Raw genomic sequence first — 14,670 nt, 5'->3', positions numbered from 1 at the left:
ATGGCCGAGGTTCAGACACCCGACACCGTTGAGCACGTCCTGACCCTGGACTGCCCTGAAACGCGCGGGATAGTCCACGCCGTGTCCGGCTTCCTGCTGGACCAGGGCTGCGACATCCTGGAGAGCAAACAGTTCGACTCTCAACTGGACGGCCATTTCTTCATGCGGGTCCACTTCGCGTCGGCCGGAGACCACACCACGCTGGATTTGCTCCGGGACGCGTTTGTGCCGGTCGCCGAAAAGTTCGGCATGCGCTGGGAGCTGCGGCGGCACGGGACCAAACGGCGGGTGCTGATCATGGTCTCGAAATTCGAGCACTGCCTCAACGATCTGCTGTACCGGGCACGCACCGGAGAGCTGCCCATCGAGATCGTCGGCGTCGTCTCCAACCACCCCGACCACCGACGGACCGTCGAATGGCACGGCATCCCCTTCTTCCACGTGCCGGTCGCCCCGGACACCAAGCCTGCGGCCGAGCAGCGGCTCCTGGAACTGATCGACCGGATGGACGTGGAACTGGTGGTCCTGGCCCGTTACATGCAGGTCCTCAGCGACAACCTCACCCGCCAGCTGGATGGCCGCGCCATCAACATCCACCACTCCTTCCTGCCCAGCTTCAAGGGTGCGAAACCGTACCACCAGGCGCATGCCCGGGGCGTGAAGACGGTCGGCGCCACCGCCCATTACGTCAACGCGGAGCTGGACGAAGGGCCCATCATCTCCCAGCAAGTGGTGGAGGTGGACCATACCTTCAGCCCGGACGATCTCGTGGCCGCCGGACGCGATACCGAATGCAGGGCACTCTCCAACGCCGTCCGCTGGCACTGCGAGGGACGCGTCATCCTGCAGGGCAACAGGACAGTGGTGCTGCGCTAGGTTTGGCTCGGCGTTGGCTCCGGAACCTGCCAAGCTAGTCTTCAACTAGCCATACCTGCCCGCCAACGCCCGGCCACACAGAAACCAGGCACCATGATCCTGCCCCTCGAGGACCGCGACGCCGCCGCCGCTCCTGCCTACCTCCTGCGGGGCGCCCTCATCACGGACGGCGCCTGCACACCGGACTGCGTGGTGGCCGTCAAAGGCGGCCGGATCGCCTACGCGGGACCCAGCGGCGGCTTTGACGCCGCGCATTTCCCGGATGCGGAGGAGCTGCCACTGCCGCCCGGCAGCTCCCTGCTTCCCGGGCTTGTCGACCTCCACTGCCATGGCGCCGCGGGCGGCGGATTCCCGGCCGGCAATGACCGGGCCTGCCGGGCGGCCGTGGACTTCCTGCACCGCAACGGGACCACCACGCTCCTGGCCAGCCTCGTCGCCGCCCCGGACGATGAGCTGGTGCGGTCGCTCGGCGTACTCAAGGTCCTGGCAGCCGAGGGACTGATCGCCGGCGTCCACTCCGAGGGCCCGTTCCTCGCCGCCGCCCGCTGCGGCGCGCAGGACCCGCGGTGGCTCCGTGACCCCGACCCTGCACTGCTCCGGCGGCTGGTGGCGGCGGCCGGCGGAGCCCTGCGGACCATGACGTACGCCCCCGAACTGCCGGGCGCCAGTGAGCTCCTCCGGATCCTCACGGACCACGGCGTGACCCCCTCGCTGGGCCATACCGATGCGCCTGCCCCCGTCGCGGCCGCATCACTGGCGGAAGCCACGGACCTTATCGGCTCGGGCGCGGTTTCCGGGGCCTTCGGGCCGCATGCCCGACCCACGGTGACCCACCTGTTCAACGGCATGCCTCCCCTGCATCACCGGAGTCCCGGACCGGTGGCCGCGTGCCTGCGGCTGGCGGCCGCCGGCACGGTCGTGGTCGAGCTCGTCGGCGACGGCGTCCACCTCGCCCCGGAGACGGTCCGGATGGTGTTTAACCTGGTCGGAGCCGGGGGCATCGCGCTGGTGACGGACTCCATGGCGGCGACCGGGCTGCCCGACGGGAACTACGAACTCGGCGCCGCGGATGTTGTGGTGCACGACGGCGTGGCCACCCTGCGCAGTGGCGGTGCTCTTGCCGGGGGCACGGCGACCCTGCTGGAGGTTGTCCGCACCACCATCGCGGCGGGAGTGAGTCCGGCGGACGCCGTCGCGGCGGCCACCCTGGTTCCGGCCCGGGTCCTGGGCCTGGAGACCGAGATCGGAGGCCTCCGGGCTGGTATGCGCGCCGATATCATCGCCGTTGATCCGGGCTTCGACCTCGTGACCGTCCTGCGTGGCGGACGGATCCTGCCGGACCATCGACGCGCCGCGCGCAAGCCCTGAACCCCGGGGCGGCGGCGGTTGCGGAAGTTTCGGGCTCTCCGTTTTGTTGTTCTGAGTGTGGGCTAACACAACTTCCGGAAAGGAGCCCGCCATGATCCGCATCGCTATCGTGCTCGGGAGCACCCGGCCCGGACGCCTCGGAAAGGCCGTCGCCGACTGGGTAAATGCCCGGGCATCAGAACGCGGTGATGCCACCTTTGACGTCCTCGACGTCGCGGATTTTGATCTTCCGCTGCTGGATGAGCCAATGCCGCCCTCGTTGGGCCGTTACAGCCTCGGGCACACTAAGGCCTGGTCCGAAGCTGTCGACAGATTCGACGGCTACATCTTCGTCACGGGCGAGTACAACCACTCGATCCCCGGGGCGCTGAAAAACGCTGTGGACTACCTCTACAAGGAGTGGAACAACAAGGCCGCCGGGTTTGTCAGCTACGGAAGCAGCGGCGGCATCCGCGCCGTCGAACACTTCCGCGCAGTGGCCGCGGAGCTGCAGATGGCCGACGTCCGGGCCCAGGTGGCGCTTCCTTTGGCCACTGAGTTCGCGAATTACCGCACTTTCATCCCGACGGCGGCCGCGGAAGGAAGCCTGCAGACCCTGTTTGACCAAGTGATCGCGTGGGCCGGCGCACTGAAGATCCTCCGGCCAGACCACGCCCACGGGACCGAAGAGGCCAGCGCGGCCTGACCGCTGCCCAGGCTGAGCCCGGCTTGCCGGGGCCGCTGGGTTCGTGCCGATGTCCGCCTAGGCCGGAGTTCCCGTCCTGCGCCGCCGTCGACGGACGGGAGGCGTGTCTCCGCCGCGTGGCACCGGGGCATACGGACTGGGCTGGGGCACGTTCTGGGCCGGAACGGAATCGGGCACCAGGACATGGACCGTGCCGCCGGAGGATTCCCGTGCGGCTCCGCCCGCGACACTGCGAAGGTAGTCAAGGGCCCCCTCTTCGCTAAACCCGTACTCCCGCACCAGCGTCCGCAGCGCCAGCCCGGCCAGTGCCCGGGAGAGCTGCGCCGAGGAGAGATCTGCGCCGCCCCCGGACCGCAGCGCCAGTTCCTGGACCAAACGCAGTGCTCGGGAGATGTAGCGGGCCAGTCGAGCCGCTGCGATGATGTCTGCGCTGGTGAAGACGTGCGGCCACGGGGCGTACAGGTTCACTGCGGCATGGAAGATCTCTTGCGGGACCAGTGGAACGGACACGAGGGACCGGACCCCGAAGGCTGCGGCGGCGCTGGCGTACCCGGGCCAGCGCCGCTCCAGGGAAGTGTCGCCGACGAACACAAATTCGCCGCTTCGGACCGCCGTGCGGGCGGGCCCGTCGTCGAAGGAACGCTGCGCCTCGTCGGCGGCCCGCGCCGGTGCGCTGCCCGCGGTCAGCGTGAGGGCCTCCGCGGACCAGACCAGTGTGACTGCCCAGCTGATCCCACGGCCGGGACCACCGATGTCGTCGACAAACTCACTCACGGCTTCGCTAAGGAAGGCACCGACATCCGGGTCGTTGAAGTGCAGCTCCCAGAAGGAGGCATAACGATCCTGCCGGCCGTCTCTTGCAGTTCCTTGGGTCATGTTCCACGCTCGAAATCCAGGCACGCAGCTCACTGCTGAACCGATGAAAACAGCATACGTCCGGGCGGACACCGCCGCGCCTCCCATTTGTCAGAGCCAAAGGCCCTGTCTTTGTCAAAGCCAAAGCCCTGTCACATTCGTATGGTTCCGGGCTGTCCCGGCGACCTGTTTCGATGAGCTGTTCCGCTGAGATAGTCCCGAGAGCTGTTCCGGCAAGCTATTACCGGAACAGCGGCGAGCCGCATCAGCGCCGCGGCGGCCCAGGGAAGTATGTGACATCCGCCCTGGACCGCCCGCCCCGGCTTCAACACCAGTCGCGGAGGACCCGTCCCGCCGTGGCTCAACCATTAATACCCGCGTTCCGCCGGTCCCGAAAGGGCCTTTGGGCCCGTGCCGGCTGGCCGTGCACTCCCACCCATTTCACCCCCGGCGGATGAGGTCCGCACCGGCGTCCGGGCAGACGATGGATATGCCCTTCGGTGCCCCAATGCCGGGGGCGAGCCCAGCTGGGAGAGGAGCCTCCAAATGTCGAGACAGCACGCAATCGTCGTGGGATCCATCGCGCTTGCGACCGCCGTCGTACTGCTCACCGGATGCAGCCCAACCAGTCCGCCGGCTGCCACCACAAGCCCCACCGCGGCCATCTCGAGCCCGCCCGCGAGCGTGTCGGAAGTCTGCGCTGCTGCCGATGCCCACGCCGCAGCCCTGGCGAATTTCAAGGCCACGCTGAAGCCGGACGCCACCATCGAGCAGGTCCACTCCGCCCAGGACCAGGTCACGGCGACCTATGAGGACCTGGCCAAGGCAAGCGAGAACCTCGCCCAACAACGGGCGGATGCGGTTAAGGCCGCCGAAGCCAAGTTCAATGCCGCCGTCGCCGCGGTGCCGAACGACGCCACGTTGGCTCAGGCCGCTGATTCCCTCCGCGACGAAGCCTCCAACGTCGAGGCCGCGATCCGCGACCTCAGGACCGAGGTCAACTGCTAGCGCTCTGACATGTCTTGTCCCAATCGGGGCCCTTGAGCCCTCAGATGCAGGAATGGTCGCAGTCGAATCCTCCCGACACGTGCTGGGCTCCCGCAGACGGGCCTGTCTGCGATTCATTAACCCTGCTCGACAGCCACAACGCGGGCCCCTGAGGTGGTGACCCGGCATGGGAGGATCGGTGTATGGAAAACACCACCCCGGAGGTCCTGCGCTACGCGGCCTTTTCCACGACGCCCACCGGCGGCAATCCTGCCGGCCTGGTGCTGGATGCCCGCCACCTGGGCGACGCCGGGATGCTGGCGGTGGCGGCCGCCGTCGGGTACGCGGAAACGGCCTTCGTGACGGAGCCCGGCGTCGGCGGGGACCCGCGCCGGAGCCGGGTTCGGTACTTCTCGCCAATCGCCGAGGTGCCATTCTGCGGCCATGCGACGATTGCGCTGGCCGTGGCGCTAAGCGCACGCGACGGGGCAGGCGCCTTCACCTTCGAGACCCCCGTCGGCCCCGTCCGCATCGAAACAGCGGACGACGGCGCCGACATAACCGCATCATTCACGGGCGTTGAACCACAGCTGGCCGCCTTCGACGACGACGTCCTGGCCGACCTCCTTGGCCTGCTCGGCGTCGGCCCGGACGATCTCGATCCGGGCTATCCGCCGCGGATCGCGTATTCCGGGAACTGGCATCCGGTGCTGGTCGTCGCGGACCGCAATCTTTTCGACTCCTTTTCCTTCGATCCGGAGGCCGTGCGCCGGCTCATGGACAAACAGGGCTGGGCCGCGACGGTGGCCGTCCTGCACCCGATCGCAGATGGCGAATTCGAGGCCCGGAACCTGTTCCCCGTCGGTGCCATCACGGAGGACCCCGCCACCGGGGCCGCCGCGGCGGCGGTCGGCGCCTACCTGCGCATCCTGGGCCTGGTCGATCCCCCGTCGAGAGTCCTCATCCACCAGGGAAGACACGTCGGCCGGCCGGGCCTGCTCACCGTGGACATTCCCGCTGCCGGCGGAATAGGGGTCAGCGGCAGGGCCGTCCGGATCCCCGCCGCTGCGGGCAACAGCTGATCACCAGGTGGAGGCCAACCGCCGGCAGCTGAAGGACTTCGGCGTCAGCGTGCCCCCCGCTGTGACGGACACGCTGAAGGGACTGCGCCGGGTGCAATGCCGGACGCAGTCCCTTCAGTTCCAACTCCTTGGGAGCAGGCCAGGCGGTGGGCCGGGTTACTTCCTTTCGGGGAGGAACATCGCCTTTTCCAGCGGTGTCACGATGAGTGATTTGAGCTGCGCGGTCCCGCCTTCTGCGAAGAGGGCCATCTTGTCTGCTCCGGCGTTGGGGAATACCTGGTCGGTGATGGTCCGCAGACCGTCCTGGGCAAACACCTCGACTGAAGAGCGGTCGAGGTAGATCCGCAGGGTGATGTTGCCCTTCCTGTCCAGGGTGACGGGGGCGTCCTCGATGGAAGCGAAGGCCGGGTGGAACGCGCTGTTGCCGGAGTTGGTGCGGTCAACGAAGAGCTTCCCGGTCGTGGCGTCGTAGCCGATGACGGTGGATGATGTCCCGTCGCCCAGCACGGTGATGCCGGATTTCTTGGCCGTGCCCGGAGCGAACGTGATGTCGACTCGTTGGACCTGGCCGGAGGCGGCCGCCGGCAACGGGACTGCCCCCTCCGCGATCCGGATGCCGTTCGTGGTCGAGTAGCGCGGCTTCTGGGCCAGCTTGTCGACCTGCTTCACGGCGCTTTGGGTGAGTCGGGGACCTGCCGGGGTCTGGATCAGTTTCACTTCACGCGGCAGTGCCATGGCGCTGCGCCAGGGGCTGGTGGGGATGTCGTTGGCGTAGTCCCAGTTGTTCATCCAGCCCAGCATGACCCGCTTGTTATCGGGCATGTTGCCGAAAGACACGCTCGCGTAGAGGTCCCGGCCGTAGTCCAGCCAGTCGTAGGACTGCAGTCGGCTTGTCGCTGCTGTGGGGCTCGCGATGAACTCGTCAGCGAGGATATGCCCCCAGCCGAATCGGTTGTTGTCGACGACTTTGATCTGTGCCTGTTGGCCAACGAATTCTTTGACATTCCACGATGCCCAATCCAGCGATTCACTGTCGCTGCCTGTGGCCGTACGGACCACCTTTCCGTTGACCACCAGGTTCACGGATTCTTCATCGGACCTGGGAACAGCGGCGCTGTCGGTGAGCATGACATGGTCCAAGGTCAGGTGGCCCCACCCGCCGGTAGCCTCGTCGACCACCCGCAACTGTGCATTCTGTCCCGCGAATTCGGAAACGTCCCAGCCCTTCCAGTTCAGGATTCCGGAATTGTCTCCCGCAAGGGAGCGGACCACGCTGCCGTTGATGAGCAACTGGGCGGCCAGGATCTGTCCGGAGTCCGCGGAGCGGTTGCCGCCGCCGACCAGCATGCTCATAAAATTCTTGGTGATGGGGAATTCCGGTGATGTCAGGGTGCCCTGCCGGTCATCGCCCGGCGCGCTGCCGGTCTCGAAGGTGTTGACCCGTTTGGCCCCGATATAGAAGTCCCCGCCGCTGCTGGCGGGCTGGAAGTTGGGGGTGAGGTCACCGGTTCCGGTCCAGCCGGAGTCGGCCAGCGTTGTCCCTGGGGGAACCTCGAAGCCGTTGAACTTGAGCTCCCCCTCGGGTGGGGTGTTGTCCAGCTTGTCGGAGACTCGCGGGTGCTTGCCGCCGCCTACGAGGAAGTTCAAGTAATCATTGGAGACCGTAAAGGTTGGTGACTGCATGGATCCAAGCGGCCAGTCGCCGTCGTTGAAGGAGTTGACGAGTCCTGCTCCGGTGAAGCCGGAGACGGTTTGTTGCCCACCGATCGCCCCGGCTGCGGGGACGTCACCGAAGGGACCGTTCTTCCAGTTGCCCGGCTCGTTGTTGACGGTCCAGCCGTTGTAGTTTCCGTCGTTGAACCCGGCCAGGACCGTGCCGGGAGGAAGCGCCGCGGCCGGTTTGGTGGACTCGGACGTGAATGTTGTGCCATCGAAGTTTCCGACGAAGTACTGGCCGGCGGATCCGCCGGCCACGCCGCCGGGATTGATGTTCACAACCATGACCCACTTGACGTTGCTGGGGTCACCGTCCACGGCGAGCGGGAACAGGTCCGGGCATTCCCACTGTCCCCCGGTGGCATTGGCTGGCCCGAATTCGCTCAGCGCCGACCAATCCTTGAGGTTGGCGGACTTGTAGAGGACCACCTTGTGCTCCTGCGCTTCGACCGCGGTCATCACCCAGTAGCCGCCGCCGGCCGGGTTGTCGTACCAAACCACCTTCGGGTCGCGGAAGTTGGCAGAGTTCCGGTTGAGCACGGGATTGCCGGAGTACTTGGTCCACGTCTGGCCGTCGTCCAGGCTGTAGGCCAGGGACTGCGCCTGCAGGCCGCGGTGCGCAGAGGCGTCCTTGTACGCGCTGGTATAGATGGCCACGAGGGGCGGGTTCTCCGCAGTGCCAAACCCCGAGGAATTGTCCTTGTCCACCACCACGCTTCCGGAGAAGACATCTTCCTGGTCATCGGTGGAGATGGCCAGCGGTTGCTCCTTCCAATGGGTCAGGTCCGTGGACGTGGCGTGGCCCCAGGACATGTTCCCCCAGGTGTTTCCGGAGGGGTTGTGCTGGTAGTAGAGGTGGTAGACGCCCTTGTGGAAGACCATTCCGTTGGGATCGTTCATCCAGTTCTTTGCGGGCGTGTAGTGGTAGGCCGGCCGGTAGGGTTCGTCTCCGAGGCCTGTAGCGGCCGACGCCGGCAGGGAACCTGCCAGTGCCGCGGCCATCATCAGTCCCGAGAGCGTCAATGCAGAAACGGCATGCGTCCTGCGGGTGGTCGTTCTGTTCATCTGCTTGTTTCGCCCTTCATCGCGCGCGTCGTCAATAGACAACGTTGTCAGTGCGAAGGACGCTAAGTTATGTCCATCAGACAAGTCAACGATTTTGGCGAACCGGGCCTGGGAACCGCCGGCCGGCCCCTCCGCTGAGGCAGGCCGGAGATTACTCGACCGGCTGGAGCCAGGTCAGCACTGAGCCGTCCTCCTCGATGTGCTCCGCGAGCTCAGCGTTGAAACGCGCGCCATAGGCTGCGCTGATATGTTCCTGGAATGCCGCGTCGCCTTCATAGACCTCGAAGACGAAGTACTCGCGGGGGTTTCTTTCCCGCGTGCAGGGCAGGAACAGCTGGTTGCCCGGTTCGCGGCGGACGTGTTCTGTAAGTTCGCGCATCATCTCGGCAACCCGGCTTTCGCTGCCGGGCTTGACGGTGAACTCTGCGTAAAGCGTTTTGATCATGGTTTTCCCTTGTTGTGGATTGGCCTCAGTGGTGGAATTTCGGATCATCAGGCCGGCGGGAGCTCGCCGGAGCCGCGCTGGATGAGTTCGGACGGAACGACGTAGGTCTGCGGCGCACTATCGTCGCCGTCGATCCTGGCCAGCAACCGCTCGGCGGCAAGCTTCCCGATCCTCTCGGGATGCTGGGCAATGACCGTGATGCCCGGATCCATCATGTCCGCCAGCGCGAAGTCATCGAACCCTATCAGGGCCACGCGCTTGCTTAACCCGAGCTCTTTCAGCGCGCGCATGACGCCGAACGTGACGAGGTTCTGGCTGGAGAAGATGCCCGTTGGCGGGTCCTCGGCCGTGAACAGTTCAAGCGCGGCCAGCCGTGCCGACTCCTCATCGTGCAGTCCGTCGCGGACCGGAACGGTGGATGTTGCAATGCCGGCCCGGCCCAGCTCCTCGATGAAGCCGCGCCGCCGTTCCCGGGCGGTCTGGATGTCCGTGCGGTCGCCCAGACAGGCAAGCCTGGTATGGCCGTGCGCCATGAGGTGGGCCGCTGCCCTGGCGGCTCCGACAGCGTTGTCCGTCACCACGGCGTCCGCCTCGATGCCCACGGGTTCACGGTCGATGAACACCATCGGCAGATCGCGGGAGTGTTCCGGAATGACGTAGGACTGGCTCCGCGCTATGGGAGTCAGGACCAGGCCATCCACCCGCCGGCCGAGGAACGCGGCCACCATGGCTTTTTCCCGTTCGGGGTCGTCGTCGAGGCTGGCGGCGAAGACGGCGATGCCGCGGGTCGCAAGCGTGTCTTCCAGCGCGCGGTGGACCTCGCTGCTGAACGGGTTGGCCACGCTGGGCAGCAGGAGGCCGATCGAAAGCGTCTGCCGCCCGGTCCGCCGGAGGCTCCCGGCCGCCATGTCCAGCTGGTAGTTGAGCTGCTGGGACGCGCCCAGCACGCGCTGCCGGGTGGCTTCGGAGACGCCTGGCTCGTCGTTCATCACGCGGGAAACCGTTTTGATGCCCACTCCTGCCAATGCTGCGACGTGGCGCATCGTGGGGCGATTCTTCCCGGGGTCCGCTTGGTAACGATTAGACATCGTTGTCATCACATCGTCCTTCATCATCGAATTTTCATTGACTCTACCTTGTGACGCTGATTACATGATGCCTGACATCGTTGTCAGGCATCGGAAAGTGCCACGAAAACAGGAGATTCAATGTTGAGTTCCAAAGCACCGCGCACCATGACCCACCGCCTGCTCGCCATGGGCGCAGTTCTGACCCTCGGCACCCTCAGCCTTGCCGCCTGCGGCGGAACCCCCGCGGCCAACCCCGGCAGCTCGGCCGCCGAAAAGGTCGGCGTGTCCCTGATCGTGAAGACGACGACCAACCCGTTCTTCGTCTCCATGCAGGACGGGGCGAAGAAGGCGGCCGAGGCAGGCGGCGTGGACCTGAAGCTCGCGGCCGGCAAGGCTGACGGCGACGAGGACACCCAGATCCAGGCCATCGAGAACGCCATCTCCAAAGGTGACAAGGGCATCCTGATCACCCCCAACGGCCCGTCCGTAGTGGACGCCCTGAAGAAGGCCAAGGACGCCGGGCTCTTCGTGATCGCTCTGGACACCCCGCCGGATCCCGCCGACGCCGCCGACATCACGTTTGCCACGGACAACTTCGCCGCCGGCGAGCTGATCGGCAAATGGACCGCAGCCCAGCTGGACGGGAAAAAAGCGACCATTGCCCTCGTCGATCTCTTTGACGACAAGGTCGTCTCAGTTGACTACAACCGGGACCAGGGCTTCCTGACCGGCCTCGGTATCGACACCGCCGACAAAAAGAAGAACGGCGACGAAGCCAAGACCGGCAAGTACACCGGCGGCAAGGGCGGCGACTACGAGATCGTCGGCAGCCAGGCCTCCCAGGGCGCCGAAGACGGCGGACGCACCGCCATGGAAACCCTCCTCGCCAAGAACCCGAACATCAACGTCGTGTACACCATCAACGAACCTGCAGCAGCGGGTGCCTTCGAGGCACTGAAGGCCGCCGGCAAGGAAAAGGACGTGCTGGTCGTCTCGGTGGACGGCGGCTGCACCGGCGTGAACAACGTCAAGTCTGGCGTCATCGGCGCCACGGCCCAGCAGTACCCGGTCAAGATGGCCGAACTGGGCGTCAAGGCCATCGTTGACCTCGCCAAGACCGGCCAGAAGCCGGCGAACTCACCGGGGCTGGACTTCTACAACACCGGCGTCGAGCTCGTCACGGACAAGCCGGCCGACGGCGTCAAGAGCATCACCACCACCGAAGCCTCCGACATCTGCTGGGGAAAGTAACCTCCGGCTTCACTGCGGGGCGGGGAGTCCGGAGCCCACTGCCGGCCTCCCCGCACTGCATCTACCGAGCTAGCTCCGCTCTAGCAACCATCACGGAAGATCAGGACCAATCGTGACCCAGCAACAGACCGCCGGCCCGCCCAGCGCCGGGCATGCCGACCTGGCGGAGGAATTCCTCGACCGCCAGACACCGCTCAGCCGGATACGCAATATCCTCCACCGCTACCCAGCCGTCAGCCCCGCCCTCGTTCTTCTCATCTCGGTGGTCGTGTTCGGCCTCCTCAATGACAGGTTCCTGCGGGTTGAAAACCTCTCCCTGATTACCCAGCAGGTCTCCGTCGTCGGCACCCTGGCCATCGCCCAGACCCTCATCATTCTCACCGCAGGCATCGACCTTTCCGTCGGGGCCGTCATGATCCTTTCGTCCATGGTCATGGCCCAACTCGCTGTCAATAACGGAGTGCCTGCGCCAATCGCGCTGCTCGCGGGCCTGGTCGTCGGACTCGCCGCCGGAGCACTCAACGGATTCCTGGTTACCCGGTTCCGGCTCCCGCCGTTCATCGTCACCCTGGGCACGCTGAATATCTTCATCGCCCTGACGCTGCTCTATTCCAACGGCGCGACAGTGCGCGGCTCGGCCATGCCGCCCCTGCTGACTTGGACCGGAACCACATTCCCGGTGGGCCCGGTCAGGATCTCCACCGGCGTCGTCGTGATGCTCCTGCTCTACATCGCCATCGCGTTCATCCTCGGCAAAACCGCCTGGGGCCGGCACGTCTACGCCGTGGGCGATGACAAGGAAGCCGCCCGCCTGGCCGGCATCGCCGTCAGCAAAGTCCTCATGAGCGTCTACCTCGCCGCCGGCGCTGTCCTGGCCGTCGGCGCCTGGATCCAGATCGGCCGCACCAACGCAGCCAGCCCCAACGCCGGCGTCGACCTGAATCTGGACTCCATCACCGCCGTGGTCATCGGCGGAACCAGTCTCTTTGGCGGTCGCGGGTCGGTCTGGGGAACCCTCCTGGGCGCCCTGATCGTCGGCGTCTTCCGCAACGGACTCTCCCTCGCAGGCCTTGATGTGCTCTACCAGACCCTCGCCGTGGGCGTCCTCATCATCCTCGCTGTGTCCATCGACCAGTGGATCCGAAAGGTGAAATCATGACCTCCACCCACCTGGAGCCGGCCGGAACCCAAGTACGCCAGCCCATCCTGCAGGCCCGGAACCTCGTCAAGACCTTCGGCCGCGTCGTAGGTCTGGACGGCGTCAGCCTGGACCTGTACCCGGGTGAAGTCTTGGCGATCATCGGCGACAACGGTGCAGGCAAGTCCACGCTGATCAAGTGCCTCACCGGTGCTGAGATTCCGGATACGGGCGAGCTGATGGTGTCCGGGCAGCCCGTCCACTTCAAACGCCCCCAGGACGCCCGTGCCCACGGCATCGAAACGGTGTACCAGAACCTTGCTGTCTCGCCGGCTCTGGACGTCGCTTCCAACCTGTTCCTGGGCCGGGAGGAAAGGCGTGCGGGACTCCTCGGCAGCGTGTTCCGGATGCTTGACACCAAAGGCATGCGCACGAAGGCCAGGCAGGAGTTGACCCGGCTGGGAATCTCCACCCTTCAGGACGTCACGGTGCCGGTGGAGAACCTGTCCGGCGGCCAGCGCCAGGCTGTCGCCGTGGCCCGCGCCGCGGCGTTCGGTTCAAAGGTAGTAGTGCTGGATGAGCCGACGGCGGCACTCGGCGTCCGGGAATCCAACCAGGTCCTGCAGCTGGTCCGGGACCTCCGGGACCGCGGCCTGCCCGTCATCCTGATCAGCCACAACATGCCCCACGTCTTTGACGTGGCGGACAGGATCCACATCCAACGCCTGGGCAAGTGCGCGGCCACCATCACCCCCCAGTCACACACCATGACCGACGCCGTCGCGATCATGACCGGCGCAGCCACGGCCTGAACAACTTCTGCGCCTATGTCAGTCCGCGGATCCGGTTGCCGGGCCGCGGACTGACGCGGCTCTGAACCAGCTCCGCTATCAGCTTCCCACGAGAGACACACCATGGATTACCTCAAAACAGCCCGGCCCGGCGCTCACCAATCCCCCGACGTCATGGTCGTAGGCGAAGCGCTGATCGACGTGGTCACAATGTCGCATGGCACTGTGGAACACCCCGGCGGCTCACCGGCCAACGTCGCCTACGGACTCGGCCGCCTCGGCGTAACAACAGGTCTGCTCACGGCCATTGGCCCGGACGCGCGGGGAGACTCTATCGAAATTCATCTCCGCAGCGCCGGAGTCGTACTTCTGCCCGGATCAAGATCCCTCACCCGGACGGCATCGGCAACAGCAACCCTTGAACCGGACGGCTCCGCCAGGTACGACTTCGACATCACCTGGGACCTTGCCCCAGCAGTCCCCGCCTTCGTCCCCAAAATACTGCACACCGGTTCCATCGCCACTTTCCTCAAACCCGGTGCCGGTGCGGTGAGATCAATGCTCGAACAGGCCCACAGAGACTGCATGATCACCTACGATCCCAACATCAGGCCGGCCCTGCTCGGCAGCCATGCAGAAGCGAAAGCCACCTTCGAAGAGCTCGTGCCCTTAACCGACGTCGTCAAACTCAGCGACGAAGACGCCCAATGGCTGTACCCCCAAAAAAGCCTGGACGAAATCGCGGCCCACATCCTCGGTTTGGGTACCGGACTTACTGTCATCACCAAGGGCGCCGACGGCTCACAATTCACCACCTCCGCCGCTAACATCAGCATTCCTGCCGTGAAGTCCAAGGTTGCCGACACCATCGGCGCCGGGGACTCTTACATGTCCGCCCTGATCCTGGGCTTTCTCACCCGAGGATCCGAAGGCTTCGCCCCGGCTGTCCTGGAGCAGCTTGGACACACCGCAGCTGCAGCCGCCGCCATTACCGTTCAGCGCCCGGGAGCGAACCCTCCGACCCTGGAAGAACTCGACATCGCCGTCGAAGCCCATCCCTTGGCCCAGTACACCGGCTCCCGAAGCACATGCCCAGTCCTAACGCGGCCCGTATGACGGTCCCCCACCGCCACACACCTTGCTCCCCGGCCGGGAAATGAACCGGATGGAGCCCTCGGTCTGCACCACGATCTCCATGAGCGATTCACCGACGACGATCACGTCCGGTTTTTCGAGACAGAGGGGTGCGTGGCGGGTCATAAGGTGCTCTTTGGACGGGCCTGGCAGTTTGCGAGGCGTGGAAAAATGCTGCAGGTACGTTCGCGGACATGACGGCGTCCG

13 protein-coding genes are annotated in these 14,670 nt (G+C 65.7%); 9 read left to right on the top strand and 4 right to left on the bottom strand.

Annotated features, from left to right (window positions below; genetic code table 11):
- The 3 genes from purU to ABH915_RS01530 all read left to right on the top strand — a co-directional run bounded on the left by purU (window position 1) and on the right by ABH915_RS01530 (window position 2,929).
- The gene (gene purU, locus ABH915_RS01540) at window positions 1-876 is read left to right on the top strand and encodes a formyltetrahydrofolate deformylase (RefSeq protein ID WP_370117030.1); all 876 of its coding nucleotides are present in this window, start codon (window positions 1-3) and stop codon (window positions 874-876) included.
- A gap of 93 nt (window positions 877-969) precedes the next feature.
- Complete coding sequence (locus ABH915_RS01535) at window positions 970-2,244, top strand: N-acetylglucosamine-6-phosphate deacetylase (RefSeq protein WP_370117027.1); 1,275 nt, start codon at window positions 970-972, stop codon at window positions 2,242-2,244.
- Window positions 2,245-2,335: 91 nt separating this feature from the next.
- A complete protein-coding gene (locus ABH915_RS01530) occupies window positions 2,336-2,929 on the top strand; it encodes an NADPH-dependent FMN reductase (RefSeq protein ID WP_370117024.1) in 594 nt (197 codons plus the stop codon).
- 57 nt (window positions 2,930-2,986) lie between these two features.
- On the opposite strand, the gene ABH915_RS01525 is transcribed toward ABH915_RS01530, so the two are convergent.
- Window positions 2,987-3,805, bottom strand: coding sequence for a GAF domain-containing protein (locus ABH915_RS01525; RefSeq protein ID WP_370117021.1), 819 nt, complete (start codon window positions 3,803-3,805; stop codon window positions 2,987-2,989).
- A 525-nt stretch (window positions 3,806-4,330) separates the two neighbouring features.
- Between ABH915_RS01525 and ABH915_RS01520 the strand changes: the two genes are divergently transcribed.
- Both ABH915_RS01520 and ABH915_RS01515 read left to right on the top strand, forming a co-directional pair.
- Window positions 4,331-4,792 (top strand): hypothetical protein, encoded by a 462-nt coding sequence (locus ABH915_RS01520; protein WP_370117018.1) that lies wholly within the window; start codon window positions 4,331-4,333, stop codon window positions 4,790-4,792.
- A 182-nt stretch (window positions 4,793-4,974) separates the two neighbouring features.
- Window positions 4,975-5,853, top strand: coding sequence for a PhzF family phenazine biosynthesis protein (locus ABH915_RS01515; RefSeq protein ID WP_370117015.1), 879 nt, complete (start codon window positions 4,975-4,977; stop codon window positions 5,851-5,853).
- Between the two features lie 156 nt (window positions 5,854-6,009).
- On the opposite strand, the gene ABH915_RS01510 is transcribed toward ABH915_RS01515, so the two are convergent.
- From ABH915_RS01510 to ABH915_RS01500, 3 genes are all read right to left on the bottom strand, one after another.
- A complete protein-coding gene (locus ABH915_RS01510) occupies window positions 6,010-8,634 on the bottom strand; it encodes a GH32 C-terminal domain-containing protein (protein WP_370117012.1) in 2,625 nt (874 codons plus the stop codon).
- Between the two features lie 151 nt (window positions 8,635-8,785).
- Entirely contained in the window at window positions 8,786-9,079 is a 294-nt protein-coding gene (locus tag ABH915_RS01505) for a putative quinol monooxygenase (protein WP_370117010.1), read from the bottom strand.
- Between the two features lie 47 nt (window positions 9,080-9,126).
- Entirely contained in the window at window positions 9,127-10,122 is a 996-nt protein-coding gene (locus tag ABH915_RS01500) for a LacI family DNA-binding transcriptional regulator (protein ID WP_370117007.1), read from the bottom strand.
- A 165-nt stretch (window positions 10,123-10,287) separates the two neighbouring features.
- Between ABH915_RS01500 and ABH915_RS01495 the strand changes: the two genes are divergently transcribed.
- The 4 genes from ABH915_RS01495 to ABH915_RS01480 all read left to right on the top strand — a co-directional run bounded on the left by ABH915_RS01495 (window position 10,288) and on the right by ABH915_RS01480 (window position 14,445).
- A complete protein-coding gene (locus tag ABH915_RS01495) occupies window positions 10,288-11,400 on the top strand; it encodes a substrate-binding domain-containing protein (protein WP_018775586.1) in 1,113 nt (370 codons plus the stop codon).
- Window positions 11,401-11,512: 112 nt separating this feature from the next.
- Window positions 11,513-12,559, top strand: a complete 1,047-nt coding sequence (locus ABH915_RS01490) for an ABC transporter permease (RefSeq protein WP_018775587.1) — start codon at window positions 11,513-11,515, stop codon at window positions 12,557-12,559.
- The gene (locus ABH915_RS01485; protein WP_018775588.1) at window positions 12,556-13,350 is read left to right on the top strand and encodes an ATP-binding cassette domain-containing protein; all 795 of its coding nucleotides are present in this window, start codon (window positions 12,556-12,558) and stop codon (window positions 13,348-13,350) included. Before ABH915_RS01490 ends, ABH915_RS01485 begins: the two co-directional genes overlap by 4 nt.
- A 102-nt stretch (window positions 13,351-13,452) precedes the next feature.
- Window positions 13,453-14,445: a carbohydrate kinase gene (locus ABH915_RS01480; protein WP_370117003.1), complete on the top strand. Its 993-nt coding sequence runs from the start codon at window positions 13,453-13,455 to the stop codon at window positions 14,443-14,445.
- The last annotated feature ends 225 nt before the right edge of the window (window positions 14,446-14,670 follow it).

The organism is Arthrobacter sp. MW3 TE3886 (assembly GCF_041262145.1).
Taxonomy (GTDB): domain Bacteria; phylum Actinomycetota; class Actinomycetes; order Actinomycetales; family Micrococcaceae; genus Arthrobacter.
This window is presented reverse-complemented; position numbering and strand designations above follow the sequence as displayed.

What these genes read in the sequence shown, in the direction of transcription:
- purU (WP_370117030.1), top strand. Translation starts at nt 1, where the DNA reads ATGGCCGAGGTTCAGACACCCGACACCGTTGAGCACGTCCTGACCCTG.
- ABH915_RS01535 (WP_370117027.1), top strand. Translation starts at nt 970, where the DNA reads ATGATCCTGCCCCTCGAGGACCGCGACGCCGCCGCCGCTCCTGCCTAC.
- ABH915_RS01530 (WP_370117024.1), top strand. Translation starts at nt 2,336, where the DNA reads ATGATCCGCATCGCTATCGTGCTCGGGAGCACCCGGCCCGGACGCCTC.
- ABH915_RS01525 (WP_370117021.1), bottom strand. Translation starts at nt 3,805, where the DNA reads ATGACCCAAGGAACTGCAAGAGACGGCCGGCAGGATCGTTATGCCTCC.
- ABH915_RS01520 (WP_370117018.1), top strand. Translation starts at nt 4,331, where the DNA reads ATGTCGAGACAGCACGCAATCGTCGTGGGATCCATCGCGCTTGCGACC.
- ABH915_RS01515 (WP_370117015.1), top strand. Translation starts at nt 4,975, where the DNA reads ATGGAAAACACCACCCCGGAGGTCCTGCGCTACGCGGCCTTTTCCACG.
- ABH915_RS01510 (WP_370117012.1), bottom strand. Translation starts at nt 8,634, where the DNA reads ATGAACAGAACGACCACCCGCAGGACGCATGCCGTTTCTGCATTGACG.
- ABH915_RS01505 (WP_370117010.1), bottom strand. Translation starts at nt 9,079, where the DNA reads ATGATCAAAACGCTTTACGCAGAGTTCACCGTCAAGCCCGGCAGCGAA.
- ABH915_RS01500 (WP_370117007.1), bottom strand. Translation starts at nt 10,122, where the DNA reads ATGCGCCACGTCGCAGCATTGGCAGGAGTGGGCATCAAAACGGTTTCC.
- ABH915_RS01495 (WP_018775586.1), top strand. Translation starts at nt 10,288, where the DNA reads ATGTTGAGTTCCAAAGCACCGCGCACCATGACCCACCGCCTGCTCGCC.
- ABH915_RS01485 (WP_018775588.1), top strand. Translation starts at nt 12,556, where the DNA reads ATGACCTCCACCCACCTGGAGCCGGCCGGAACCCAAGTACGCCAGCCC.
- ABH915_RS01480 (WP_370117003.1), top strand. Translation starts at nt 13,453, where the DNA reads ATGGATTACCTCAAAACAGCCCGGCCCGGCGCTCACCAATCCCCCGAC.